The organism is Martinezella lusitana (assembly GCF_900094565.1).
GTDB classification, from domain to species: Bacteria; Pseudomonadota; Alphaproteobacteria; order Rhizobiales; family Rhizobiaceae; genus Rhizobium; species Rhizobium lusitanum.
Genome location: NZ_FMAF01000049.1, coordinates 1 through 24,644, shown reverse-complemented (window position 1 = coordinate 24,644; position 24,644 = coordinate 1). Strand labels below are relative to the sequence as shown.

Here is a 24,644-nt window from a genome sequence, read left to right as displayed (position 1 = left end):
GGGAATTTCGCGATAGGAGTAAATGGCCTTCAGGTTTTCGCCTGTTCATAGGCCATGAATAGATCGGTTACGAGAACGCCGTTGATCCGCATCCCAGTTAAATCGGCGTCTTTTATGTCCGAATCTGCCAACGTGACGCCGCTTATGGTTAAGCGCGATAGGTTTGCATTCGTGATCGCGGCTCCAGACAGGTTGACGTTATTAAAGCGAGCATCTGCCAGGGTGATATCGTCAAAAACCGCTTCGCTTAAATTGGTGTCGGTGAACCTTGCCTTAGTCAAAACAGCGTAAAACTGTGCGTCTGCGAGGTTTACGCCATCGAAATTAGCGCCTGACATGTCGGCGCGCTTGTAATGCGTTCCCTGCATCTGAGGGCCATCAAATTGATTGCGTTCTTGGGGTTCGGTCATTGTCGTATCCTCCATTCAATCATGATTGTGAGCAGAAGAATGCCAGATCGTGCAATCATTTACGACCGTCGAATCTGAAATAGAAAGGAGCCCACGCCAATTCTGGCCGTGCCGTTTGTCGCGCAGTTCCTAAAGCTTGCTACGTCGAAGATCTTAGTCGCAAAATGTGTCGCAGGTTTTGGGACTTTTGCATCAGGGGGACGGCGGCTTCCACCAAAAACAGGCTCTCGCCCGGCCTAAGATTGACAAGTAAAAGGCTTCTGGGCACAATTGCTCCTCGGTAGATACAGCCTGCTGCTTGCGCCCCGTCGGGGTACGGTGAATGTATCGAGCCACTTATGGCTCCCTTTGCCCGAACGAACGGGTCAGCAACGCAAGCCCCTGACGCTCTCCGTTCGTTTATGCAAAGGATATCTTATGCGCGATTTCCGCGATGCTAAAGCTATGGCGAAAACCCTACGTGAAGCGCTTCACGCCAAATCTGTCGCCTTAACCAACAGTGAGAGCCAGGAGCTCGTTGCTCGAATTCTTGGCTATCGAGACTGGAACGTATTGGCCGCAAGGATCCAAGCGACCCAGTTGTCTGCGACCTCGGTGCAGGCTAACACGCCTTTTCCAGCCGGGGCGGATATTCCCATCGTTCCTATGCGGGACATGGTCCTGTTTCCGCACATGATCTCGCGGATTTTCGTGGCGCGCGACAAAACTCGGCAAGCCGTGGAACACGCTCTTTTCGGTGATCGGCGCGTTGTCGTTGTCGCCCAGAGGCGCAGCGACGACGATCGTCCCAGCACTCTTGATGCCCTCCATCCGGTGGGCGTCGTAGCAAACGTGGTGGATCGCCAGACACAGGTGGACGGAGCTCTCAAAGTCACCGTTTGTGGGCTTCAGCGAACAGGCATCGTCCGCCTTACCGATGGCAAGTTCTTAGCGGCGGAGGTTGCGCCGATTGAAGAGCAGAGCGGCCAGTCGACGGAGGCAACCGCTCTTTCGAGTGCGGTTCTCGATGCGTACCAGAACTACGCCGAGGTCGATTTCTCCGCGCTTCCGCCGGGATCAAAAGCCCGTTTCGGCCTGCCTTCGATCGGTGATCCAAGCCTGTTGGCCGACACGGTTGCTCCTTTGCTATCGACCAGTCTCGAACAGAAGCAACAACTCTTGGAAACCCGTGACGTGGTGACCCGTCTCGAAAGACTCATCGAGTTGATGAGCGCTGGCCGCCCCAAAGCTGTCGCGTAAATACTACAGAACGTCCCGAAAGCCTCAGTGCCGTTCCTGAGGGGCAGGCAGCCTGTAGAATTTTTGCGGGGGTCAGGTCCGGCTTGTAAGCAACTTGATCCCGGCAAAGGTGAAGAACGCCCCTAGTCCGGCGTCAATCCATCTGCGAGCTCGGTCATACGCCGTGACAATGCGCTTGGTCGAGAAGGCGACGGCATAGGCGATGTGACCGACAACCGAGAGGATTGTGGTTCCGACTACAATAACGAGCGCGGTTGACGATGGCGCAGAGTGCGCAAGGCCGAGCGACATTATTGCGATCCAGGTCAATGCCGCCTTCGGGTTGGTCATCTGGACCGTCAGACCGCGCAGGAAATACGCGTGAAGGCTTCTAGCCTCCAACCCGGCTGGGTCCATGATCTGTTTTGTCGAAGCGGCTGAGCGGAAAGCTTTGAATGCTAACCAGAGAAGATAAACACCGCCAACGATCTTGATGGCCGTCAGCACTGAAGCATAGGCAGCAATCAATGCCGTGAGTCCGACCGCGGTCATGCAAGCCCAGAGAAACGATCCCGCAGAGATACCCAACGCCAGTGCGATGCCCGCTTTGCGGCTAACGGCCATCGACGTGCCGACAACAGAAAGAATATTCGGACCTGGGCTAAACATCCCAAGCGCGAAGGCACCAAACGCCAATCCTATTTCTGGCAAATGCTCCATGTGGATTACCTCCGGTTTGCCGCGAAAATCTCAGAGATCGCCCTCATACACTGAAGGCGATTCCTGATGGCGATCTGTTTCTGAAAGATGTGCCATGGCATAGACTACCATGGACGCGGCTTGCTTTGAATCCCAAGGCATTCGCAATTGCACGAAGGTGAGCAGATGACAGGACTACCGCGCCTCTTCGGAGCAGATTACAGCGTTTACGTACGAATTGCTCGATTATGCCTGATTGAGAAAGGCATAGAATATCAACTTGTTCCGCTCGATATCTTTGCAGATGGTGGTCCTCCAACCGACTACTTAGCGAAGCACCCTTTTGGACGCATTCCTGCATTCGAGCATCAAGAATTTAGTCTCTATGAGACCAGTGCAATCACTCGATATATCGATGAAGCTTTCGAGGGGCCGCAACTTCAACCCTTAGACCCGGTGCACCGTGCAAGATGCAATCAGTTAATCAGCATTGCTGATAACTATGCGTATCCTCACCTGGTGTGGGGAGTTTACGTGGAGCGGATATCGAAGCCTGGCAGAGGCGTTTCTACTGACGAGGACAAGCTCGTTGCGGCTCTCCCGAAAGCACGAAACTGCTTGGCGGCGATGTCTCAGTTGATGAGAGATGGTCCATGGTTCATTGGCGAGCAACTAACGCTAGCCGACTTGTACGCCGCGCCCATGTTTGACTATTTCCTTATGACATTCGAGGGGGCGGAACTCATCCGCCAACACGGAAACCTGCAGGAATGGTGGGCACGCATGGCATCGCGGCCTTCAATGGCCGTAACTAAACCGTCTTAGTTTTTAGACGGTCTGTAGGGGTTTTGCGTCGAGATAGGCGCTTCACTGGCTAAGCAACCGAACATTCTGAAATCATGGAAGGCGTTTTTGAACCAAGCCTTCTGATAAAGCGTACCTTCATAGCGAAACCCGGCCTTTTCCAGAACACGGTCCGATGCCACGTTCCCCGGCAGCGTCCACGCCTCGATGCGATTCAGGGAAAAGCCGTCAAACCCGCATCTGGTGACGGCCTTCACCGCTTCGGTCATGAAGCCTCTTCCCCATACGGAGGGATGCGTTTCATAGCCGACCTCCGCCCATCTCGAATGGTTATCGATACGGTTGAATCGAATGGTCCCGAGGAGCCGCCCCGAGATGCGGTCTTCTATGACCCAAGCACAGCCCTTTCCTTTGGCGAACGCGGTGCACATCCATTTCAACGATCGCTCCGTCTGCGCAATTGTTGGAGCGTCCGGCCAGTCTGAAAAGCGGGTAACCTCTGGAAACTGGAGCACTTCATGGAAATCGCCGCAGTCACTCAATAGTGGCTCTCGCAGTTGAAGCCTCTCGGTGAGAAGCAAAGGAAACCCGCTTTTCGAATGGCGCATAACGGGATCAGTCTACCTGGGACTTTTTGTGGGCTGCGATGATGTCTTCGAGTGGGATTCCATCAATCGTGACGCCGAGTATGCGGCAGTTGGAAAAGGTGACGCCTGACAGGTTGATGTTCTGGAACTGTGAGCCAGACAGATTCACGTCATTGACGTGCCATCCAGTCATATTGCTGTCGTTGAATTTAGCACCGGAAAAATTGATCTGATTGAACCATGTTCCTGAAAGATTGGCGTCGTTGAAGCGTGATCCCGACAAGTCGGTGTCGTTGACGTCGAGCTTTTCCGTTGTTCGATGGAGAGTTATCTCATCGCCCACGACCGAGAAAAGAAGCGGCTTGTCGGCGGCATCTTGCCCGACCGCCGCGGAAAGGGAATTCCAATCTTTCACGCCAAATTGTTTTGCAATCAATTCCAGGCAATCGCTGTGAGATATGTCAATCTTGCGATCGTTGAGCGCCTGTCGCAAGGCTTTCGCCATGCCTTTGATACCAGCAGTTCTAAGCATTCCAGGTCCTCTAGGGCAATCATTACGTCAGAGCTCACATTGCTGACCGACTGCCGAAGGGCTGGAAGTCGAACGGGGTATTATATAGGTGTTTTCACCATACCAGATTTGGCGTGAGCGGCAGGCAACACAAGGCCTTTGCCAATTAGTATATGCCGTATTCTGGTTGTCAATAAGCTGGAGCGCCTCTGCACGACTATCCCTGTTCCTTGCACACAGCCTCCAATCTGTGCCCATCGGGATCGATAACGAAGGCGGCGAAATAGTTTGGCCCGTAATGGAGCCGTAGACCTGGTGCTCCATTGTCCTGGCCGTCCCGAGCTAGCGCAGCTTCGTAGAACAAGATCACCGCGCTTCGACTTGGGGCGTCAAACGCAACGTGGAAACCTGGCCCAGGGCAATGAGCGTCTTTGCCTCGAAGTTTGATCGTAAATTTGTCGCCACTGCCGGGCCAACCATAACCAACTGCTTGGTCCGGATCGCCGGGAATAAGGTCTTCGCAGACCCGGACATAGCCGAGGGGCTCAAATGCAGCGTCATAGAAAGCGGCTGATCTTTCGATGCTCGCGCCCTATCGCAAGATTTCGGATTTCGCGGCAGAGCCCATCATGGAATGACTTTATGCAGTTGCACACTTTCGAAATTGCCAGCTTCGATTTCAAATGGTGAAAAGCCGAGTTTCCGGTAGAAACCGACCGCTTCCGGAGCGGAATGCACGAGAAGTTCCCTGATGCCGCGTGAAAGCGCCAGGCGTTCAACCCGCTCCAAAAGGGCTGTTCCATGACCCCGCCTTTGTACATCAGGTGCTATCGCCACAAGACGCACGATCGCCTTTGCTTCCGCTTTCTGATCGAGACGAACGGTCCCGATTGCCTGTCCGTCAAGTTTGAAAAGCAAAGACAGATTTTGCTCTTTGATCTCCTCCGGCTCATCTGCGATATAATCGAACCGCCCTCTGGCTTCAAAGAGCACCGTCCGCCGCAGCCAATGATAGGCTGACTGGTCGTCAGCGCTCTCGGCAAGAGAGAGATCGTAGCGACTTATCAACGGCAGTCGATCGAGCATCTCTCCCGAGCCAAGGTCAAGGCGCGCCCGCGCCAGAGCGATGTCGATCCAGAAAAACCGGAACAAAATAGGTGCCCCGCCGCCGGACGGCGTGGTCTCGAAATGGGTCCAGGTCTCAGGAAGATTTTCTTCAAGCGGCAAATGAAAGTATGTGCGATGAAGGTTGTGAAGCTGCCAGTCTCGCTCGAAGGGGCGATGGCTGTCTCCCAACAGCCGAAACCCCGTTCGATCAACCAATCCAGTTTCTTCGCCGAATTCGCGGCGGGCGGCGTCAATTACCTGTTCCCCTACTTCGACTGTGCCTCCCGGTACTTGTAGGGGAACTTCAGGAAAATCGGGTTCGTCAAACACCAGAAGCCCTCGGGAAGAGGTAGCATAGATCAGGGCTTTCTCGATCAAAGCATGTCCCTTCTTCCAACCGGCTGTTTGAATTTGAATCAGCGAGGAGTTGAGGATGGCTGCTTCAGAAACTCGCGATCAACAATTCCCATTATTAAGTCGTCGTGCCATGATTCATCGACAAAAGCTGCTTCCCGCTCCCGCCCCTCGATTATGAAACCGCATTTCTCGTAGGCGCGTATAGCCCGTTTGTTGTATGCGAGCACGCGAACACTGATGCGATGCAGGTCCAAGTCAGCGAAAGCGTATTGCAGAAGCAGTCGGATAGCTTCGCTCCCATATCCTTTACCGAGGATGTTTGCATCATATATCCCGATTGCCATGGACGCTCGCCTGTCGGTTCGATCCACCTTGTCCAGCCTGATTTCGCCAGCAAACTTGCCATTCACCTCGATTACCCAAGCATACGGGTTGCTGATGATGCCTTGAACCCACCCTGTTGCCTTATCCCGGCTCATGGGTTTCACAGCCGTCTTGCTCATCCCGAACATCTGAATAATCTCAGGGTCGTTCCCGAGGGCAAGGCGGGCCTCGATGTCATTAGAGGTGGCGGTTCGAAGGAGAACGTTGTGTCCCGGAATAGCAGGAGCTGAGCGAAGCACAGCTGTTGGCACGATTGTTCCCTGATGGAAGGCCATTCTCCATCGGCCATCGATCAGCTTCCATACGGAGCTTCGGAGGGTTGTTCTCTCGGGAAGGCCACCATCCGCCTGCCACACGCTGCGATACAGGACCAATACCGCATCTTCGGCGATTATCCGGGCGGTAAAATCGCGAACCTCCGGCAACGTGACACGATCTGAAGGCCCTTCCTGAGCTAGGGAATTGGTAGTGAGATGCTTGTCATAGACCCTTCCAGAACTGCCAAACTCCAGAAAGTCGTCCGCAAGCCGCGCGGAGACAGCTTCCCGGGACGACCGAATATCTGGCCTGTGTAACTCCTGCTCAAGTTGCCGAAACAACTCTATATCGATCTCATCTGCCATTATCAGGCCTCCGCAGAAATCATTGACTACTCGACCAGTTGCCAGAAAACCTGACTTCAAGGTGAGGTCATGCGACAAAAACCTGTGAGGTAATACATATTATGGGAATGCCGCGCGCCAGTGTCGTCGACCGTCACATAAGGCGAGGATACAAGACCGGCATGCAGCACCGCCGCGTCCTCGGCAACAAACCCATCGAGCTCTTTTGTCAAAAGCCGCACCATCTGCCGCTTGGAGATATCGAGACCGATATCGTTCATCAATGTCGTCAGCCGGGCGGTCGTCACTTGTCCATGTGCGTGGAGCATCAGGCAAAGCCGTCTGAGGTTGGCGCCATAGCCACCCATAATCCCTGCGGGCAAGGCTGCCAGTACCGTCTTTCCATTCGGGGTCACCCAGCATTCACGACGGTAATGCACGAGCTCCGCCTTGAGCACCAGGTCGCGAACGTAGAAGCTTCTGTATCCCTTGAAGCGCGATCCATCAGGAGCATCGACGCGCAGGATCTCCTGCCGGCTCACCCGCTTGACATCCAGCTTCGGACCGCGCGGTTTCTTCTTCGATACCGATTTGTCGCCGGGTGTGGCATCCGTCGCCTTCTCCATCCCAGAGGAGCGAAACGGCGGTCGCGGGGATAAGTTTTTCAATCGCGCAATCTCGTCACGCAGCAACTGGTTCTCGACTTTCAGCCGGGTGTTTTCCAGCCGAAGGGCTGCGTTTTCTTCGCGAAGCTGAATAGTCTCGGCCTCGAGCCTCTCCAGCCGCACTTCCGCCTGTTGCGACCGCTCCAACAAGCCCGTCACCAGACTGCGCAACGCATTCAGTGAAAGCGTGTCGGCATGCTCGGGGGAGGGGAGCCGTCTCTTTGCCATCCCTGGACCGAATCATGATTTGCCCCGTCTTAGGAATCCCTGCGCCGACGAACAGGATTCAACGCGCCCGGTTATGCACACTTTCTAGGCGGGGACGCTGAAACCCTGCCACCGATTTTGCCCCACGTACGAATTTGCGTACATGGGGCACATTCGGTGTCGATTTCAGTTACCGATTGCAATTGCAGCGCTTTGCTGAAAATCGGACGCACCGACGTGCGCCAAAAATCGCGGGGAGCGGGAGCTTCAGTCTATCAGTCGGCCTACGAAAACGCTCCGGAGCTTTGCATTCGAGGCGTCGCGCAAGCAACCATCGTCCCTCAGAGATTCGCGATTATCCAAGGCTCTTTACCGCTCTAGTAGTTCAAAGCCGAAATTGAAATTCTTAGCTGAAATCGGGGCCGATGGTGGCCGCTAGCCCCAACCAGTGCAGGGCGTTTTGACATTTGTAATCGGTAACTGAAAGCGACACCCCGTAAATCGCGGGGCAGCGAGCCCACAAGTAGGCTCGCTGTTCCCAAGCCCCCGACGCAGCCGCGAGCGCGGGTCTAGGCCGAAGAGCGGAGCGTGCCTTGACGCGCGTGAGGGGCGAGGCAGCTGGTGTTTTACCGAAGCCTGGCCTGAGATATTTGAAGTGAGACACGATCCATATCTCTTATCCGCTCTGCCGCGTAAGCAAATTTCTGCAGGTTTTCGGGTCGAAACATGGGATGCTGCTGAAGGCGGGTCAAAGGTTCGGCGAACTCCCTGATCCGCTCGTTGACCGCGTTAATCGTGCGGATTGCTTTCTCGATGTTCTCTGGCGTCATAATGCGCCGGTAAGCGGCGTGTAGAGCGATCCCCGCCTCGATCACGTCCGAAATCGTCACGCTAGGCTGCTGACGACGCTGAGCTTCCGCTGTGAACACGGCTTTATGGGCCTTCCACTTATCCTGCAGGCGGCGAAGCATGGCCTCTTCCGAATGGGCTATCCAGGCACCTTTACGCGTTGTGATGACCCGACGCATCGCCGTCGTAGGCTTCAGCCGGGTGTTGGCAAGCAGGAGATCGGCGACTTCATTGAGAAACCGACTGTCATCGATGCCGGAACCGGCAGGCCGTCCGCGAGGGCGTTTGGTATGCATCGTCAAATCCTCTTTTGTTGGGTCCCCTAGAAATACTTGCTTCTTCCCCTCCTTTCAAACGATAAGAAATCGACAAACAGGGATTTTTACGTCCGAAAATCGTCATGGTGAATATAAAAGCGAGAATAAATCGCCTTTCTACTATTTTTCCTCGCAAATGGCGCGATGTTTCCTTGTAACGATCGCCACCATTATCTCTGGCGTCCGGATTCTCGAAATCCTCGCGGTGGAGCAAGCTCGGCGCAACCAGCCGGCCACCTCCCGCGACCGGATCAGGCCGGTTTCACGTTGTCGCGTGCCGATCGCCAGTGCCATTTCCAGCCCCTTCGGGGAGCATAAGCATTTGTGGGGCGGGATAGAACGAAGTATGTCGCCGTCATTGAATTTCGATGGGACCGGCGGATGTGAAGAGGGCAAAACGAGCGGCAGGGAAAACTGCTGAACAGACGGCAATTTCGGAGGATGAGGATTTCGTCCTGCAATTCCGCATCTGGCTAAAGGGCGTGAGCCCGATGGTATGGCGCAGGGTTCAGGTTGCCTCGACAATGACGTTGCGCGAGTTTCATGGCGTCCTTCAGGTCGTGATGGGATGGGAAGGCATCCACCTTTACCAATTCATCATTCACACTGCACGGTATGGCTCGTGGGAAACTGGAGCCCGATCCTCGGCCATGTCGCTTGGCGAATTGAAGCTGCGCAAGGGCATCCGATTCCTGTATGAATACGACCTCAACATTCCCTGGGAGCATGAAATCCGGCTGGAGGAGCGCCAGTCAGTCAAACCGGGCGCTCACTATCCGGCATGCGCGGGAGGAGACGGCGACTGCCCGACGGAGGAGTGCGGTGGGCCGGAAGCATTGATGTGGCGACAGGACAACGCCTTCGGCTACGAGACGATGGACGATCTGGTGATCACGACCGAGTTTCTGCAAGAAGTCACCGAAACAAAATCCCTTGCGATGCTGGACGACCCGGATCGCGGGGATGAACTGCGCGCCGCCCTGGAGAGACTGAAGCAACGCGCAAGCTGCCTGGGAGAAAACTTCGAACGCCGGAAAACCAATGAACGCCTGCAACGCGGTGAACATCTCAGCCTTATGCATCAACAGATGTGATGTTTCATTCTGCGCGGGCGGCCGGGGCCGTGACCCCGTCGAAGTCTTGCCAGTTCACTGAAGAATTTGCGGATTGCTAACCGATGATCTCTATCGCTGTTTCCGGCACGACCGAAGTGCGGAGACGGAGTTTTGCGAACATCGGGTTCTCCACTACGGCTGTTGTGGAAAATTTGATGCGGGAAGACGACATGCGCGCACGACTTACATTGCAAATGCTGAACGACGACAGCGAGATTGTCGCGACCGAGACAGTCGCCGATCTAATGAAGGTGACGAAAAGGCCCGAAGATCTTGGCCTGTCGTTGTCCGAGGCAAAGACCCTCCTTGCAAAACTGCAGCAAGTCATGGTGGCGACGCAGGTGGAATCGTGGCTCAGTGAACATCGCGACCGGGATGGTCGCCGTCTGCGAAGCAAGGGTAGCTATCCCGTCACCTTCCATACCCTGTTCGGCGATGTACGTCTGAAGAGCCCGCGCTATTATCTGCCACGGGTTGACGGCGCGAACAGTCCTGCAACGATCTCACCGCTGCGGGAACTGATACCCGACCACATCGCACCCGAACGCCTTTATCTGGAGACCCGGTGGGCCTCACTTGTGCCCTACGCCGCTGCTGCGGAGCTGCTGGCCGATGTGCTGCCGATCGATAGTGGTGCCAATGCCACGACAGTTCGGCAGCATGCGTTGCGCACGGCCGGCCGTATCGAGCGGGAGCTGACCGAAGAACGGGTGTCCTTTATGCAGGATGCCTGCCCGCATGACTGGATGAACCTGCCTATTCCGGATGGCCGCATCGTTATCGGCCTGGATGGCGGCTACATCCGAGACCGCGATAACCGCAAAAAGAATTTCGAACTGATCGTCGGTCGTTCGCTACCCGACGACGGTGATCCACGCTATATCGGCTTCGTCCAAGGTCATGATCGCAAGCCGCAACGCCGCATACTCGACCATCTCAAAAAGCAAGGTGTTCAGGCCAATCAGGATATCACCTTCATCACCGACGGCGGTGAAGAGGTTCGATCGCTTGCCGAAATGATCGCACCGGCGAGCGAGCATGTCCTGGACTGGTTCCACGTCACCATGCGCATCACGGTCCTTCGCCAGTTCGCGCAGGGGCTCGAAAACTACGACGAGCAGGCTGGGCAGGATCTGCTTGAGGGCCTACGCAAAATCAAATGGCATCTCTGGCATGGCAACGGCTATCGTGCGCGCGAGGAAATCGCAGAACTGCAATTTGATGCGGAAGCTCTTGAAACGGGCTATCCCAACATGCGCAAGTTCTTGACCACCATCAGCGAGTTCAGGTCTTACATCGCCTCCAACAATGCAAGCCTGATCAACTACGGCGAGCGTTACCGGTCCGGTGAACGCATCTCTTCTGCTTTCGTCGAGGCAACCGTCAATGCCGTCATTTCCAAGCGTTTCGCCAAGAAGCAGCAAATGCAATGGAGCAAAGTCGGCGCTCATCTTCTGCTGCAAACCCGCACGCAGACGCTTGACGGCTCCCTTCGTTCGACCTTTCGTAAGTGGTATCCCGGCATGTCGAACGACAATCACGAGTACAGAGAAACCGCTCGCGCCGCATGACCACCCCACAAATCCTCATGCTCCCTTCGGGCGCCCGTTCGCCGAAGGCAAAGACGACGATTGCGATGAAGGGCAGCACCAGAAAGACGAACAGCCAGATGCTGGCCGGGCCGACGAGAGCCGCGGTGATCAGGCGCCGTTTGGTGACGTGGGGCAGGGACATGGCTTGGTCTTCATCCACCGGATTTGGAAGCAGAACCGGCTTCTCCTCTGCGGGGCGAGGGAAGCCGGGATGCAGGAAAGACTTACGCCGACTTGAAGCGCGCCATCAGTTCGGCGCGGCCCGGATCGGTGAGTGTCACGGCGGCGCCGAATTCCAGCGGTGTCAGTGCCGCTTCGTCCGGATAGACGATCTTGTTCGACGTGACCTCCTTGGGCAGCAGCGCGATTACGCGGCTGTCGGTAGTTGGTGCGCCGTTGGCAATATGCTCCTTCACCGCATTCTGTGGGTCCATCAGGTAGTTGAGCAACGCGTAACCTGCGGCCTTGTTGGGCGCATCCTTCGGGATCGCATAATAATCCGTCCAGATTTCACCCCCGTCGGTGCCAAGGACATAGGCAAGTTCCGGCATATCGCGGTTGAGCTGCGCCCCATCATTGGTCCAACACATCGTGAGCCATGCATCGGTCGAGCGCATGGATGGCTGATAGTCGGAATTAATTGCAAAGAGATGCGGCTTCACCTTGATCAGCAGCTCTTCTGCCTTGGCAAGTTCGTCGGCCTTGATCGAATTGAAGTCGTAGCCGAGCGAGACAAGCGCGCTCCCGATCGTCGTCAGCTGATAGTCGTGCACCATGGCGCGGCCATCGGCTTCGGTCTGGGCGATCTCGAAGAAGTCCTTCCAACTGGAAAGCTTGGTCTTGATCTTGGACGTATTGACGGAGAAACCGGTCGTACCCCAATTCTTAGGCACAGCATAGGTCTTGCCGTCGATCTGGCCTTCCTTGGTGAAGCGCGGGCTTTCGGTTGCCTGGCTGAAATTCGGAATCTTGGAAAGGTCTAGCTCGTCAATCAGACCAAGCTTATGATGGGTCGAGATCGTGTAGTTGGTCGGCACGAAGAGCGACCAGCCAGAGGCACCGGCCTGCAGCTTGGCGAGCATTTCCTCGTTCGAGCCAAAGACATTGACTTCAACGGCAACGCCGGTCGCCGCCTTGAAATTCTCGAAGGTTGCCGGATCATGATAGTTCGGCCAAGTGGCGATCGACATCTGCTTACCCAGATCTTCGGCCGCATAAGCAGGCGTCGACAGCGCGCCTGGGAAGCGCGACAGTACGGCGGTCGCAAGACCGAGGCCGGTGACGCCGAGGAAGTGCCGGCGACTGACGGAACCGCGCTTCAGGCGCATGAACTCGTCCATGAAGCCTTCGGCGGAAATGGGCAGATTGTCTTTATAATCCTTGCTCATGATGCTGTTCCCTTGTCTGGTTTATGCATTCGATGCTGGAAAGACATGGATGGCCGCGGGGTCGAAACAGAGGAAAACTTCCTCACCGGGCTCCACGAGGTCGCTCTCATTCATGCTGCGCCGGTCTGCCGTGATCAGGAAATCGCCGAGCCCCGGCACGCTGACCGCATATTCGGCAGACGAGCCGAGAAAGATACGATGCGTCACGGTTCCCTTGAATGACGCGCCTAAGGGCGCGGCCTTGCGCGTCAGATGGATTGCCTCGGGGCGCAACGCAGCGATGACTTCGCCCGACGCGAGCCGCTTGCCGGAGGCGATTGATGAGCCATCCGCCAGCCTGAGCGTCGTACCATCGGCCTCCATTGCTGCGGCGATACGGTTCGTCTTGCCGACGAAATCGGCAACGAAAAGATCTGCCGGGCGGTCATAGACTTCCTGCGGGCTGCCGAATTGACGGATGCGCCCGGCACTCATGACGCAGACGATATCGGCCATCGAAAGCGCCTCTTCCTGGTCGTGGGTGACGAGGACGAAGGTGATGCCGAGTTCACGCTGCAAGGTCTGCAGTTCGATCTGCATGGCCGACCGCAGCTTCTTGTCGAGTGCAGCCAGAGGCTCGTCCAGCAGCAACACGGAAGGGCGGTTGACGATGGCGCGGGCAAGCGCCACACGCTGCTGTTGCCCACCCGACATTTCATGGATGTGCCGCTTTGCAAAACCGCCGAGCCGGACCATTTCGAGCGCCTCAGCGACGCGCCGGTCGATCTCATGTGGCGTGATCTTCGGGCGCATCTGCTTGAGCCCATAGGCGACGTTCTGCTCGACATTGAAGTGCGGGAACAGCGCGTAGTGCTGGAAGACCATGTTGACAGGGCGGCGATAGGCCGGAACTCCGTTCATCTCGCGCCCGTCGATCAGCACGGTGCCTTCGCTCGGCTGTTCGAAGCCGCCGATCATGCGCAGGCAGGTCGTCTTGCCGCAGCCGGATGGGCCGAGCAATGCCAGAAAGGCACCCTTGGGCACTGTAAGATTAATGTCCGTCACAGCGGTCACAACGCCATAGTTCTTTGTGACCGAACGGAACTCGATATCGTTCGTCGAAGCGGATGCCACGTCTGTTCCCTGCGGTTGGTTTGGAATGGCAGTCTATCGCCGCCTTATTGCCACCGTCGTTAAGCAAAGAGTAAGCCTGAGCTTCCTCCACGGTATATACCCCGAGAGAGGTATTTAGGCGCACATTGTTTCGTGGGAGGTGTATACCCGGCTTCCGCGAATTTTAGGGCCGGCGGGGAGGACGGGCTAGTGAGTATCGACCTGGAGACGCTGTTTACGGCCTTCAATGCGACGGTTGGCAAGCCTGCCATGACCGATGCCGGTTTTGGCGATACCTTCCGGCAGATGATGACAGCACTCGTCCGCTTCGACTATGTCGTCGTCTTCGCCTATCGGGCAAAAGAGCGACCGATCGATCTCTACAGCACTTTCGATCGTGACGAGAATATCGTCTTCGTAACACTCTATCAGGCAGGTCCATATCTGCTCGACCCCTTCTACCATACCGCTCGTGAACGGCGTGAAGGTGTCTTCAGGATGCGCGAACTGGCGCCGGACAGGTTCTTCTCTAGCGAATACTACCGCACCTATTACGTCCAGACCGGACTGGCCGAAGAAATCGGCTTCTTCGTGCCTATCGAGGGCGATATCACCGTCGTCCTTTCGCTGATGCGGCGGGAGCAGACCGGTCCTTTTCCACCCGCCGAGTTTACAACGCTGAAAAAGGTGGAGCCGCTCGTGGTCAGCATGGTGAAACATTACTGGTCCGGGCTCACGCCGCGGTTCAATGCCCGCTTCGTAGCAAGGGGCAAAAGCCGCCGTAAAAGCGAGGTCATGCCACGCGCCGACACGGTTTGGCACGATCTAAATCTTACCGGTCGCGAAACGGCGATCGTTGAACTGGTGCTGCAGGGACACTCATCTGAATCGATCGGCCTGAAGCTCAACATCTCGACGGGAACGGTAAAGGTCCACCGCCGCAACGTCTATCGTAAGCTCGGAATCTCCTCACAAACACAGCTGCTCTCACTCTACCTGAAGAATCTCAGCTAACCGCTGGCCGCACGCCCCGGGGTTGCTATTAGGGCCAAGGAGTTGCAGCCGATGTGCCATGGCCTGAGATCGAGAAGAAGTTGCTGCCGCTGATTGCTCAGGTCCCGATGGGTCATCAAAGGAGACGCGCACATCGGCACAGACTCATTTTCTGCAGAAACAGGGGGAATTTCAGACGTTTGGCTTTTGTAACAAGGGGCTCGTCGGTTCGATTCTCTTCAAGAGCTTGAAATAAAGTAATTTTGGAGATGGCCGAAAACTTGTTATGGATATTGTCATTCAAATGCATTACCGTTGTGCTGAATATGGAGATAGCTATGGCTGCAAACGCACTTGTCCAAACACGTATCGATGCAGACGTTCGCGATCGTGCTTCGGCCGTTCTTGAGAGCATGGGTCTAACGGTATCTGACGCGGTTCGAATCTTACTCACCCGGACGGCTAATGAGGGTGCGCTGCCACTTGAACTTTTCTCGAGCAGTGAAGTTCACGATGCTTGGTTTCGTACCAAGGTACTGGAAGCGCTAAACGACACTCGGCCCGACATTTCGGATGATGAAGTCGAGGCCCATTTCGCAAAGCGCCGAGCGACAGCGCGCCTCAAAGCGGGTGGCCGCAAATCGTGAAGCTGACATGGTCTGCGTTCGCCCTATCGGATCGTGACGCTATATTCACCTACATCGAGGCAGACAATCCTTCAGCCGCTGTCATGATCGATGAACGGATTATGGCTGCCACTCGCCGCTTGATCGACTTTCCCGCAAGCGGCCGCGTTGGGAGAATTGCCGGGACGCGCGAACTGGTGATCAACGGAACGCCCTATGTCGCGGCATATGCCGTTACGGAGACAGCAGTTCGTGTCCTTCGCGTCCTTCATGGTTCGCAAGAATGGCCAGAGACTTTGCCAAATAGTTGAGTTCGTAGCTCGACGCGCATCCTCTACGTCTCTGCGATAGTCGCCGCGGGTCCGTCTTGTCGTTAGTTGTCGATCAAGTACCTTAGCTTAACACCTGGAAAGTATCGGGCCAGTGGTTCGATCCCTTTCACATCAACGGATCCGATTTTGTTGACTGCGGGTCGTGATCTTTAAAAGTGGCGTTGCAGCCAAGTGCGGGACGACTGCTTTGCGCCCTCGTTACGGCCGTTTAGGCTTGCTGCATCCTCTCCCGAAAGCCGCCATGATGACGGCTGACGGGCGGCCGTAAGTCTGCACCCGCGAGCACTTAACGACGATTTCGGGAGCTACTACGTCGAAATCCGGCTGGCCGCTTGATGCGCTCTCTAGTCTTACCTAGATAGCTGGAGGTTTGATTGTACTCCCAGCTTTCTGCCATAGTGGGGAATGGGTTGAGGGCGGCCAACTTCACCACACGCTCCAATACTCGGATCAATGGTCGATTACCGATTGCACGACGGCTGCTGGCTTCGAACATGCATTCAGTCAGTTCTCTGGCTAGGTCGAGCTTATTCAGATTATGGCCCGTGCGCTCCCGGTACAATGCGGTCAATGCAGCACCCGGCAACTTGTCCCGTTTGCAAACCGCAATGTCGGCGGAAGAAAATTGACTACTCCCGCCCGCAAGTCGCCTCAGTGCGGTAGCGATCTCGGTGGCTGAAAAGTTGTCAAACTCGAAAGAGTCCCTCCAAACCTTCAGGTACTCCGGACGAGTGACGAAGCGCTTAGCATGAAGGGTGGATTTGGCTTTATGCGCAGCCGCTTTGAGTTTTGCCGCGCTGTTCTCGTTGTCCAAGATCAGGAACGTAAATGTCTGGTGATGGTGAAGATAATCGACCAACCGCAAAATAGCGCGAAAGCGATCGTCCTTAGTGCCGGTCGCGTTGTCCACGCCCCCCAACACGATGATTTCTATGGCGTGGGTGCCCACCGATGCGCCGAAGTAGCGTTCGAAGATTGCATTTACAGCGACCGCCTCACTCTGCCCTTCAAGGAAAAGTGTCAGCTTAGGGCGAGGGTTTAGGTCGAACTGGTTGACAACAAACTCTAGGTATCGTCGTGCATCGGAGCGAATATTCAGCTCGGGCATATGCGTGATGATAGTCCCGTAGACCTCATTTGGATGGTTTAGATCCTCACCGTACAATTCCTTATGGAGAAGCCTCAGCATCAGCGCCCCGGACCGCATTGTTTCCGCGGCCAATGCCGCCCCCTTTAGGCGATCGCGTTCGCGCGGTGAGACGAACTGAACCAATTTGTGCCAATTGGAGAGCGGATCAACCTGACTTTGTTGTCCGGCAAGTGCCTCATAGGCATGTTTTAGCTTGGCTGGTGTCAGGCCAAAGGTCTCTTCCGTTTCCCTGGGATTCCACGAACGAGCATAATCCTCCCACTCCCATTTTCTGCTATTGGTAATGGTCCACTCGTCGAATGAAAATCCGCCGCTAAACACTGACATGCTCCTCATATTCGTCTGGGTGTGCGGGTAATAGCGGTCGGAAATGTATTGGCAAAGCGCGTCAATGGTCGGCCTGAAGAGGTGCGTGCCGTCGACGCGATTGCGCGTCTCATAAATCTTGAAGAGCTGCCTGCCGATTTTTGTCCACGCGCGCGCATCGAATTTGGGCGCGTGAACGAACTTCTCCAGTTGTACCGTGAAGTCGTATTCCGAAAGGACGAAATCCAACGATGCTATCTGGAAGCGGGAATAGTAGGCCTCGCTGTCATTGGTTCGCTGATCCGATACCCAATGCTCACCTCCGTCCGCGGTATCAATCGCCCAGCCACGATCAAACCATTCATTGTCTCTTAAAGGTAGGCTAAGTGGTTTGCGCTCTATGTTTGGCGATCGCAGGCGAACTAACGGGGAAAACAGCCCTAAGCGTTCAAGTGTCAGCAGTCTTTCCGCACTGACCCGAAGTCCTCGTTCCGTACTGAATTTTGAAAAGTTGTCTGCCTTCAGCAGGGCGCAGAGGTGAATGCCGCCCCGCTCAAGAAGGATTTTCCCAGCTCCTGCGGGCATAGCAATTAACCGATCTTCCGACACTCCAGCCATGATTCCTCTTTCGATCAGATTGTCCCGCAGAATACCTTTAGTGGATTTGTACCCTCTAATCGGTCTTTAGCATCCGGACCGCTGGCGCTACATCACCGCGCCAGCGAGACCAGATCAAGTAAGGCCGTCGTCCAAAGACTTGGCAGTCAAGCCTTATGCCGCCTCCCAAACCTGATTCAAGATCTTGGCGGCCAGAGCGGCTTTGTCTTGGGGGAGGAAGCGTCCATAGTGCTGCTGGATCATGTCAGGGGTGTCTTGGATCGCATAGCTCGCCTGCTCGTAAGATCCTGTCAGCTTGAGGATGTGGGTGGCCAACACATCCCGGACATTATGGGGACCGTGCGGCAGCAAGCCCTTGATCGCCCCGCGGCCGGTATAGGGATTGTAGATGCCGTATCGCTGAATGGTCAGCCGCCAGGCCTCCAACTGAGAAGAGTCTTCACATCAAAAGTGTCGTCAGGCCGCACAACAGCACGATGGAGATGGTAGTAGGTCTCGCCAAAGCGCCTGATGTGCAATTCCAATGCTGCCTGAAAGGAGACGGGTTCCGTATAGTCATCGAAGAGGGCAACCGGTAATTCGTCAATCGGCTTGGGCTTTGCTCCCAGTTTTGAATTCTTCTTCGCAGAGCGACTGCCGCTGGCAGCTCGAGCTTTCGAGATCCGTGAAGAGCTCGACCCTGAACTCGTACGGGTGCCAGGTGCCGCGGTGTTCGTGTTCACCCAGCGGATGATGGCATCGAAGCCGTGCTGTCCAACGCGCATCAACTTTGTGCTTGGCTTGGCAGCCAGCCGGCATGCGGCGGCGATCTCGGTCCAATCGACTGCCTTGCCCTTCATGGGAGGAAGGGCTTGATCGTTGACTAAGGCCAACATGTAAGCGGTCAAGCGCTTAAGCTCGGCCGGACTTACCAGTGGTGCCAGCCGGATCTTACAAAAGCCCGCGATCTTGTATTGAAAGGATCTCGCCGTCGGATTCACGATCATTCAGGTTTCCCTTATAGATAAGATTCCAGCCCCGGGGCACGGCCTGCTAAGGAAGGAACGTTAGCGAAGGGTTAAGATCCGGCCGTTCGGGATGTTGCAGAGATCACCGTTCAAAGCATCGATGGGATCCAGACCGGCCGCCGCAGGGGCCGAGATCACCGGCAATCGACGATCTCGCTGTTGTTCGGAAGCGCCATTAGGCATTCCCGCTAAAAACGTGCAATTCCGGTCATTTTGTCTTCGAGCGACGGACAGACTTCATATCCGAAGCCGATCTTCTCATGCTAAGCATCGAGGATGGGATTCGGAGTTTTCATTCATCGTTCGGACTCGATCTACGACGACAGCCCGGCTGAACAATATCAGTTTCCAAGCCAGTACCTCGGTCGCGTTGAAAACTGCGTCGGGGACTGGATCATCTATTATGAACCGCGCAAGGTTGCAGCCACACGCGGATATTTCGCAATCGCCCAGATCGCCCAAGTCATCCCGGACCCGAAAGTGGCGGGCATGTATCTGGCACTGATCGAACCTGGCAGTTATCTTGATTTCATCAATCCTGTTCCGTTCAATGGCCCTGATGGGGTCATTGAACGTGGCGTATTGAACGACGACGGGCGGATTTCAGGGAGGGCGCAATCGGCGGTGCGGCCCATTTCCGCTGCAGATTTCAACCGCATTCTATCGGTCGGTCTCAATGAGATTGAACCCGAATTGCCGCGGCTGGGTGGAGCGGGAACGGCTGATCTTATAAACGGATTTGAAGACGCCGCTCAAGCTCCTTTCATCTTTGAGCAAGCGCGTGACCGCGTGATGCAGCTCACCTCCCGCGCTATTCGCAATCGGCTGTTTCGGCGGCTCGTTTTACAGGCCTACGACAAACGATGCGCGATTACTGGCTTGAAACTCATCAATGGTGGTGGACGGGCTGAAGTTGATGCCGCACATATCCGGCCTGTTGAGGCGAATGGACCTGACATCCTCAGTAACGGCGTCGCCTTATCTGGCACGGCACATTGGATGTTTGATCGCGGCCTCATTGGCCTCTCGGATGACCTGGATATCCTGATTTCGCGGCAGGCGAATGATCCGGAGAGCATAAGAGGTCTCATCAACAAGACTGGCAGAGCGATCGTGCCCTTGCGACCGTCTGCGCGGCCGCATCCGCATTTTCTTCGGTGGCATCGTGAGAATTGCTTCAAGCAATAGTGGAACAAAGCTTAGGCCGAATAGGCGTGATGGTTCAATTCCTATTCAAGTTGCGCGAGCCATTACATCCTGAAGGGGTGATAAAGCCCTTTCAGGATGTAATGGCAGATCTGTCAGAGCGGCTTAAACTATTCTGACGATTGCGCCCCTAACGATTTGGTTGTAAGCCGTGCTATAACAAGATCGCATCTTAGTTGTGTTTTGAGTTCAGTTGATGGGCGGACAAAAATAGGATGATTGGAGAGCTATCAGTTGTAACAACAGCTTCTTTCTACAAGCGTAAAAAACGCATTACGGCTGCTATCATCGGAAGCCTTTTTGACAACGTGCGCGCTGCACATGTTACAAAGTCCTCGCGAAACATATTCAAGCATTTGCAGGTGAAAGCTGGGAACACGCGTTGGTCCGCGCTGTGCTTTAAATTTTCTAGCGCGCCCTCGTTTCTGATTTCAACGACCACCGTTAGAGAGGAGCTTTGCGGTTACCTATTACTCGTGGAATACAAAGGTCACTTGGCTGTTTTTTCCTCTCGTCTGGGTCTCACCAGTGCCTTCAAGTCCGAACATCTTGCCAGCGTTGCCATGGCTGACGTTGAAGCTGCTGTGGCGAAAGTCGACGCCGTTTTCCAGAAGGTTCGCTTACGCAATATGTCTGTTTCGCCGTTCGCAATGCGAAGCAAGACGCTTGAGGCCAGAGATCTAACCAATGTTATCGGTCCGTCCGGCAGCAGACGTTACGCTCCTCAAGCATTCACGGTTGAACACGAGGGTCGATCAACATCAGCTACACCAAGCACCGGTAGAATTGGGGTGCGATCAAATCGGGTGGGCCACAATGACCTGATTGTCTTTGCCGAAAGTGTTATTGACGAGTTGAGGACAAAGACGGCAGCCGTCTCGCCATTTATCAAGACTTTCGCACGGCCGATCTCAATCGAGGAAGCGATGAAAGTCGCAAGGCCGACTACGCTTTCCATCGATTCGTCGGTGATTCTGGATGCTGTAACTGGCGACAATCCATCTTTTCGTCTTGTCCGCAACAATGCTGGCGCATTTGCTGAGTTGCCCGAGACTGATCTGCGTGCCCTTATTTCAAGCTTGGAGCAAACCTTCCAGATCGTCGGGCGACGCAAGGTTAGAGAGGTTCGCGCTTCCAAACACGGCGCTAAAATAGGATCAATAAGCCTAAACAAGTCGAGAATTGCTCTTCGGTCGCTAGACCTAGCCCTAGCGGCGAACGTTGAAGTCGAGGATGCGGCGATGGCCCTCGGGCTCGACGTCAATCGTCGATCACTAAAAGAATTCCTCGATGAGGCGAACGCGCTCGTCGTCCTCTTCAACGATGTTACGCTTGCATATATAGGCGGGACGATTTTCCGCGACGAAACCTTGAAGGATGGCGGAGATGACCTCCTCCGATATCTGCATCCCGAGGCAACTCTTGTTAAAGTCATCGATGAAAAGGGAAGCTTTAACCCCCCGCAGACCGCCTTTGACGCGAATTCTACCTTTGGGGTCATTGTTGGGACCATCGGGGTAGCAGATCAAATTCTTATTTGCGACGACCTGACGGATGAATGGGCGGACTTCATAGGTGTGCGAACGCAAAGCGGCGTGACAACCGTTAACTTTTACCATGGGAAACACGGGAAGCTCTCGCTGGGGGCAAGTGGCTTTCACGTGTCCGTAGGACAGGCGATCAAAAACTTGGGAAACATGACTTTCCCGCCAGAGCGTATGGCAACGAAGATCGCGAGTTGGTTGACTAACTACAACAGCAACCAAGGTCCTTCTAGCATTGCTCGGATAATTCACGGTACAGCCGCAACCCTTGAGGACGAGTTGGCTCAGACTAGGAGCAACCCAAACACAATCCGCAGAGCCGTCATTGTCACATCCTCCCTTAGTAAGAAAGCGGTGGAAGATGCCTTGTCCAAAGTAAAAGAAGGAAACGCCCCTAAGCCAGCGTTCGTGCAGCTATATTGGCTTCTTCAGTCATTTTTCTCCGCCTGTGCGGAGGTCGGCGCAGTCGGATCGGTTGTTTGCCAACCTTGATCAGGGGCTTCTGACAATCAATCTCTTGATCCTCCAACGATTTCAAACATGTAGGCAGCCAAGGGATCGGCCGCCGGTTCGTATCCCTCAAGGGCAGTCGACCTGATTTTCAGGACTTTTGCCGAGTTCGATTACTTTCCATTGGTCCACACCGCCGGCGAGCAGCCCTGAACAGACGTGATGCCGCCAAAGGCATACTTCGTTTCAATGCGATGCGGTCATCCCGAAGAGGCTTAGCGTCACTGAAATTATAAGAAATCTGGGCACCGATTTTCTCCGGCGAGCCTCATGAGGATTCTCCCGAAACAAGGTTGTATTGAACTTCAACGCGATCGTAAAACTCACGACTGGCATAGGTGTTGGGCGGCCTGCCAGTTGTTCAAACGGCAACATGTGGGGGTGCCCCATCTCCCCCGAACGAAGTCGAAAGCAGCTGATAGTATTCTCGCCCCGTCACGCCATTTGCATCGCTCCCATCCTGGCCAAGCAGCATTTTGCGTACGCCTCCCGGGCCCAAAAGGTGGGCGGTTGCCAGCAAGCCTGCCAGTCTCTCTTTTGACGCGCTCTGCGTGATGTGTGTTTCGGCGTGGAATATTGACCCCTCTGGCGGGGTGACCGGCGTCTAATTTTGACCCCCCTCCTGTTTCGTCTGACCATCCGTCTTTTGATGGCGGATGGAGGGGGAGTTGAAGCGAGTGGATACGATTGCGCGTGTTCGTCGAGCCTTCCATGTGCAGGGCTGGTCGGTGAAGAAGATCGTCCGGGAGCTGCATGTGTCCCGCAATACGGTCCGCAAGATATTGCGCTCCGATGAGACCGACTTCTCCTATGAGCGAGAACGGCAACCGTTACCAAAGACTGGCGTCTGGAAGGCTGAGATCGAGCGCTTTCTGATGGCCAACGAAGGCAAGCCTTCTCGGGAGCGGCTGACGCTGATCCGGATATATGAGGAGCTTCGGGCGCTTGGTTACGATGGTAGCTACGATGCGATCCGGCGCTATGCGAAGGGCTGGTCGAAGGATCGGGGAGCTGTCACGGCCGAGGCCTACGTGCCGCTCTATTACGCGCCAGGCGAAGCCTACCAGTTCGACTGGAGCCACGAGATCATCCTGATCAATGGCGTGACGACGACCGTGAAGGTCGCTCATGTTCGGCTTTGCCACAGCCGCATGATGTTTGCACGAGCCTATATGCGTGAGAGCCAGGAGATGGTGTTCGATGCACACGACAAGGCTTTCGACTTCTTCCGAGGCACCTGCACGCGCGGTATCTACGACAACATGAAGACTGCGGTCGAGGCTGTGTTCGTCGGCAAGGAGCGGCAATACAATCGCCGTTTCCTGCAGATGTGCAGCCATTATCTGGTTCAGCCGGTCGCCTGCACGCCCGCATCCGGATGGGAGAAAGGACAGGTCGAGAACCAGGTTGGTCTGGTTCGCGAGCGCTTCTTCACACCACGCCTGCGGGTCAAAAGCCTGGAGGAGTTGAATGTCTGGCTGCTCGACAAATGCATCGCCTACGCCAAGGCGCACCGCCATCCCGAGCAGACAGAGCGAATGATCTGGCAGGTGTTCGAGCAGGAACGCGGCAGCCTCGTGCATTACGTCGGGCCGTTCGATGGTTTCCATAGCGTCCCGGCCTCGGTGTCGAAGACCTGCACGGTCCGTTTCGACAACAACAAATACTCTGTCCTCTCAACCGCAGTAGGTCGCCCTGTCGAGGTTCATGCCTATGCTGATCGGATCGTCATCAAGCAGGATGGGGTGAGTGTCGGTGAACACCAGCGTTGCTTTGGTCGAGGCGATACAGCCTACAATCCCTGGCATTATGTGCCTGTTCTGGCTCGCAAACCTGGTGCTTTGCGCAACGGTGCCCCATTCAAGGATTGGGCGTTGCCAGCAGCAATGGAGAAGGTCCGCAAGCGCCTGAAGAGCGTCCATGACGGTGATCGGCAAATGGTCACCATCCTTGCATGCGTTCCGACCGATGGTCTGACGGCTGTCGATGCGGCCTGCCAGGAGGCGGTGGATCACGGCGTCTGCTCTGCCTCGGTGATCATCAATATCCTGGCTCGCAGTCGTGACCCTGCGCCTGCCATCACTCTTCAAACCCCCGATGCGCTTCGATTGACCCATGAGCCGGTCGCCGATTGCGCCCGTTACGACAGGCTCAGGAGGGCAAGCTGATGGAACGCACACAGGTTCTCGAACTGATGAGCACGTTGAAGCTCTACGGAATGGGCAGCGCTTACGACGAGGTCATGGGCAATGGCATCAAACGGCAACACGAACCGCCGCGCATCGTCGGTGACCTCCTGCAGTCGGAGATCGCCGAGAAGCAGGCCCGGTCCATTCGCTACCAGCTCAGTATCGCCAAGCTGCCACTGGCCAAGGACATCGATGACTTCGACTTCACCAATACGCCCGTCAATGAATCCCTGGTGCGAGAGCTGGCTACCGGCACATT

Annotated in this window: 21 protein-coding genes and 6 pseudogenes; 11 read left to right on the top strand and 16 right to left on the bottom strand. The window is 55.4% G+C overall.

Annotated elements, in window-relative coordinates; translation table 11 throughout:
* Positions 1-29 precede the first annotated feature (29 nt).
* Entirely contained in the window at positions 30-410 is a 381-nt protein-coding gene (locus tag GA0061101_RS36765; protein WP_092577482.1) for a pentapeptide repeat-containing protein, read from the bottom strand.
* Positions 411-827: 417 nt separating this feature from the next.
* Between GA0061101_RS36765 and GA0061101_RS36760 the strand changes: the two genes are divergently transcribed.
* Positions 828-1,649 (top strand): LON peptidase substrate-binding domain-containing protein, encoded by an 822-nt coding sequence (locus tag GA0061101_RS36760; RefSeq protein ID WP_092577480.1) that lies wholly within the window; start codon positions 828-830, stop codon positions 1,647-1,649.
* A 72-nt stretch (positions 1,650-1,721) separates the two neighbouring features.
* On the opposite strand, the gene GA0061101_RS36755 is transcribed toward GA0061101_RS36760, so the two are convergent.
* Positions 1,722-2,348, bottom strand: coding sequence for a LysE family translocator (locus GA0061101_RS36755; RefSeq protein WP_092577477.1), 627 nt, complete (start codon positions 2,346-2,348; stop codon positions 1,722-1,724).
* 165 nt (positions 2,349-2,513) lie between these two features.
* Between GA0061101_RS36755 and GA0061101_RS36750 the strand changes: the two genes are divergently transcribed.
* The gene (locus GA0061101_RS36750) at positions 2,514-3,152 is read left to right on the top strand and encodes a glutathione S-transferase family protein (protein WP_092577474.1); all 639 of its coding nucleotides are present in this window, start codon (positions 2,514-2,516) and stop codon (positions 3,150-3,152) included.
* Here the strand turns inward: GA0061101_RS36750 and GA0061101_RS36745 are convergent.
* The 8 genes and pseudogenes from GA0061101_RS36745 to GA0061101_RS36710 all read right to left on the bottom strand — a co-directional run bounded on the left by GA0061101_RS36745 (position 3,149) and on the right by GA0061101_RS36710 (position 8,696).
* Positions 3,149-3,739, bottom strand: coding sequence for a GNAT family N-acetyltransferase (locus GA0061101_RS36745; RefSeq protein ID WP_092577471.1), 591 nt, complete (start codon positions 3,737-3,739; stop codon positions 3,149-3,151). The genes GA0061101_RS36750 and GA0061101_RS36745 overlap by 4 nt on opposite strands.
* Before the next feature lie 7 nt (positions 3,740-3,746).
* On the bottom strand, positions 3,747-4,250 hold the full coding sequence (locus GA0061101_RS40655) for a glyoxalase superfamily protein (protein WP_245297661.1): 504 nt from the start codon (positions 4,248-4,250) through the stop codon (positions 3,747-3,749).
* A gap of 196 nt (positions 4,251-4,446) precedes the next feature.
* Positions 4,447-4,812, bottom strand: a complete 366-nt coding sequence (locus GA0061101_RS40650; RefSeq protein ID WP_092577468.1) for a VOC family protein — start codon at positions 4,810-4,812, stop codon at positions 4,447-4,449.
* A 44-nt stretch (positions 4,813-4,856) separates the two neighbouring features.
* A pseudogene (locus GA0061101_RS41010) lies at positions 4,857-5,201 on the bottom strand (GNAT family N-acetyltransferase); the annotation flags it as partial.
* Positions 5,202-5,300: 99 nt separating this feature from the next.
* A pseudogene (locus tag GA0061101_RS41005) lies at positions 5,301-5,714 on the bottom strand (NUDIX hydrolase); the annotation flags it as partial.
* A 38-nt stretch (positions 5,715-5,752) separates the two neighbouring features.
* Positions 5,753-6,700, bottom strand: coding sequence for a GNAT family N-acetyltransferase (locus GA0061101_RS41000; RefSeq protein WP_092577465.1), 948 nt, complete (start codon positions 6,698-6,700; stop codon positions 5,753-5,755).
* 83 nt (positions 6,701-6,783) lie between these two features.
* Positions 6,784-7,572, bottom strand: a pseudogene (locus tag GA0061101_RS36715) (IS66 family transposase); the annotation flags it as partial.
* 605 nt (positions 7,573-8,177) lie between these two features.
* Positions 8,178-8,696: a hypothetical protein gene (locus tag GA0061101_RS36710; RefSeq protein ID WP_092577462.1), complete on the bottom strand. Its 519-nt coding sequence runs from the start codon at positions 8,694-8,696 to the stop codon at positions 8,178-8,180.
* 389 nt (positions 8,697-9,085) lie between these two features.
* On the opposite strand from GA0061101_RS36710, the gene GA0061101_RS36705 reads away from it, so the two are divergent.
* Both GA0061101_RS36705 and GA0061101_RS36700 read left to right on the top strand, forming a co-directional pair.
* A complete protein-coding gene (locus GA0061101_RS36705; RefSeq protein WP_092577459.1) occupies positions 9,086-9,811 on the top strand; it encodes a plasmid pRiA4b ORF-3 family protein in 726 nt (241 codons plus the stop codon).
* Between the two features lie 191 nt (positions 9,812-10,002).
* Positions 10,003-11,403, top strand: coding sequence for an ISKra4 family transposase (locus GA0061101_RS36700; RefSeq protein WP_092577498.1), 1,401 nt, complete (start codon positions 10,003-10,005; stop codon positions 11,401-11,403).
* Between the two features lie 22 nt (positions 11,404-11,425).
* Here the strand turns inward: GA0061101_RS36700 and GA0061101_RS40630 are convergent.
* The 3 genes and pseudogenes from GA0061101_RS40630 to GA0061101_RS36690 form a co-directional block, all read right to left on the bottom strand.
* A pseudogene (locus tag GA0061101_RS40630) lies at positions 11,426-11,566 on the bottom strand (ABC transporter permease); the annotation flags it as partial.
* An 82-nt stretch (positions 11,567-11,648) separates the two neighbouring features.
* Positions 11,649-12,812 (bottom strand): polyamine ABC transporter substrate-binding protein, encoded by a 1,164-nt coding sequence (locus GA0061101_RS36695; protein ID WP_037201387.1) that lies wholly within the window; start codon positions 12,810-12,812, stop codon positions 11,649-11,651.
* A gap of 21 nt (positions 12,813-12,833) precedes the next feature.
* The gene (locus GA0061101_RS36690) at positions 12,834-13,925 is read right to left on the bottom strand and encodes an ABC transporter ATP-binding protein (protein ID WP_092577455.1); all 1,092 of its coding nucleotides are present in this window, start codon (positions 13,923-13,925) and stop codon (positions 12,834-12,836) included.
* Between the two features lie 189 nt (positions 13,926-14,114).
* Here GA0061101_RS36690 and GA0061101_RS36685 point away from each other — a divergent pair, with 189 nt between their 5' ends.
* The 3 genes from GA0061101_RS36685 to GA0061101_RS36675 all read left to right on the top strand — a co-directional run bounded on the left by GA0061101_RS36685 (position 14,115) and on the right by GA0061101_RS36675 (position 15,834).
* Entirely contained in the window at positions 14,115-14,918 is an 804-nt protein-coding gene (locus GA0061101_RS36685; protein WP_037201382.1) for a helix-turn-helix domain-containing protein, read from the top strand.
* Positions 14,919-15,235: 317 nt separating this feature from the next.
* On the top strand, positions 15,236-15,544 hold the full coding sequence (locus GA0061101_RS36680) for a type II toxin-antitoxin system RelB/DinJ family antitoxin (RefSeq protein ID WP_037201613.1): 309 nt from the start codon (positions 15,236-15,238) through the stop codon (positions 15,542-15,544).
* On the top strand, positions 15,541-15,834 hold the full coding sequence (locus GA0061101_RS36675) for a type II toxin-antitoxin system RelE/ParE family toxin (protein WP_037201600.1): 294 nt from the start codon (positions 15,541-15,543) through the stop codon (positions 15,832-15,834). The genes GA0061101_RS36680 and GA0061101_RS36675 overlap by 4 nt, the downstream gene beginning before the upstream one ends.
* A gap of 307 nt (positions 15,835-16,141) precedes the next feature.
* Here GA0061101_RS36675 and GA0061101_RS36670 read toward each other — a convergent pair whose 3' ends face one another.
* From GA0061101_RS36670 to GA0061101_RS36660, 3 genes and pseudogenes are all read right to left on the bottom strand, one after another.
* On the bottom strand, positions 16,142-17,929 hold the full coding sequence (locus GA0061101_RS36670; protein WP_141694173.1) for a hypothetical protein: 1,788 nt from the start codon (positions 17,927-17,929) through the stop codon (positions 16,142-16,144).
* A 153-nt stretch (positions 17,930-18,082) separates the two neighbouring features.
* Positions 18,083-18,352, bottom strand: a pseudogene (locus GA0061101_RS36665) (hypothetical protein); the annotation flags it as partial.
* The gene (locus tag GA0061101_RS36660; RefSeq protein WP_092577447.1) at positions 18,337-18,915 is read right to left on the bottom strand and encodes a hypothetical protein; all 579 of its coding nucleotides are present in this window, start codon (positions 18,913-18,915) and stop codon (positions 18,337-18,339) included. The gene GA0061101_RS36660 and the pseudogene GA0061101_RS36665, both read right to left, overlap by 16 nt.
* A gap of 297 nt (positions 18,916-19,212) precedes the next feature.
* Here GA0061101_RS36660 and GA0061101_RS36655 point away from each other — a divergent pair, with 297 nt between their 5' ends.
* The 4 genes and pseudogenes from GA0061101_RS36655 to GA0061101_RS36640 form a co-directional block, all read left to right on the top strand.
* Positions 19,213-20,124 carry an HNH endonuclease gene (locus GA0061101_RS36655; RefSeq protein WP_092577445.1) on the top strand — a complete coding sequence of 304 codons (912 nt, stop codon included), beginning with the start codon at positions 19,213-19,215 and terminating at the stop codon, positions 20,122-20,124.
* A 233-nt stretch (positions 20,125-20,357) separates the two neighbouring features.
* Complete coding sequence (locus GA0061101_RS39985; RefSeq protein ID WP_245297658.1) at positions 20,358-22,178, top strand: hypothetical protein; 1,821 nt, start codon at positions 20,358-20,360, stop codon at positions 22,176-22,178.
* Between the two features lie 686 nt (positions 22,179-22,864).
* Positions 22,865-24,358 (top strand): annotated as a pseudogene (istA, locus tag GA0061101_RS36645) (IS21 family transposase); the annotation flags it as partial.
* 5 nt (positions 24,359-24,363) lie between these two features.
* Positions 24,364-24,644: ATP-binding protein (locus GA0061101_RS36640; RefSeq protein ID WP_245297657.1), on the top strand; the 281-nt coding region annotated here is incomplete at its 3' end.

Excerpts from the sequence above, each read along its gene's own strand:
- GA0061101_RS36745 (WP_092577471.1), bottom strand. The coding sequence starts at position 3,739 with ATGCGCCATTCGAAAAGCGGGTTTCCTTTGCTTCTCACCGAGAGGCTT.
- GA0061101_RS36760 (WP_092577480.1), top strand. The coding sequence starts at position 828 with ATGCGCGATTTCCGCGATGCTAAAGCTATGGCGAAAACCCTACGTGAA.
- GA0061101_RS36695 (WP_037201387.1), bottom strand. The coding sequence starts at position 12,812 with ATGAGCAAGGATTATAAAGACAATCTGCCCATTTCCGCCGAAGGCTTC.
- GA0061101_RS36660 (WP_092577447.1), bottom strand. The coding sequence starts at position 18,915 with ATGATCGTGAATCCGACGGCGAGATCCTTTCAATACAAGATCGCGGGC.
- GA0061101_RS36680 (WP_037201613.1), top strand. The coding sequence starts at position 15,236 with ATGGCTGCAAACGCACTTGTCCAAACACGTATCGATGCAGACGTTCGC.
- GA0061101_RS39985 (WP_245297658.1), top strand. The coding sequence starts at position 20,358 with ATGATTGGAGAGCTATCAGTTGTAACAACAGCTTCTTTCTACAAGCGT.
- GA0061101_RS36765 (WP_092577482.1), bottom strand. The coding sequence starts at position 410 with ATGACCGAACCCCAAGAACGCAATCAATTTGATGGCCCTCAGATGCAG.
- GA0061101_RS36705 (WP_092577459.1), top strand. The coding sequence starts at position 9,086 with ATGGGACCGGCGGATGTGAAGAGGGCAAAACGAGCGGCAGGGAAAACT.
- GA0061101_RS40655 (WP_245297661.1), bottom strand. The coding sequence starts at position 4,250 with ATGCTTAGAACTGCTGGTATCAAAGGCATGGCGAAAGCCTTGCGACAG.
- GA0061101_RS36655 (WP_092577445.1), top strand. The coding sequence starts at position 19,213 with ATGGGATTCGGAGTTTTCATTCATCGTTCGGACTCGATCTACGACGAC.
- GA0061101_RS36670 (WP_141694173.1), bottom strand. The coding sequence starts at position 17,929 with ATGGCTGGAGTGTCGGAAGATCGGTTAATTGCTATGCCCGCAGGAGCT.
- GA0061101_RS36755 (WP_092577477.1), bottom strand. The coding sequence starts at position 2,348 with ATGGAGCATTTGCCAGAAATAGGATTGGCGTTTGGTGCCTTCGCGCTT.
- GA0061101_RS41000 (WP_092577465.1), bottom strand. The coding sequence starts at position 6,700 with ATGGCAGATGAGATCGATATAGAGTTGTTTCGGCAACTTGAGCAGGAG.
- GA0061101_RS36710 (WP_092577462.1), bottom strand. The coding sequence starts at position 8,696 with ATGCATACCAAACGCCCTCGCGGACGGCCTGCCGGTTCCGGCATCGAT.
- GA0061101_RS36750 (WP_092577474.1), top strand. The coding sequence starts at position 2,514 with ATGACAGGACTACCGCGCCTCTTCGGAGCAGATTACAGCGTTTACGTA.
- GA0061101_RS36700 (WP_092577498.1), top strand. The coding sequence starts at position 10,003 with ATGCGCGCACGACTTACATTGCAAATGCTGAACGACGACAGCGAGATT.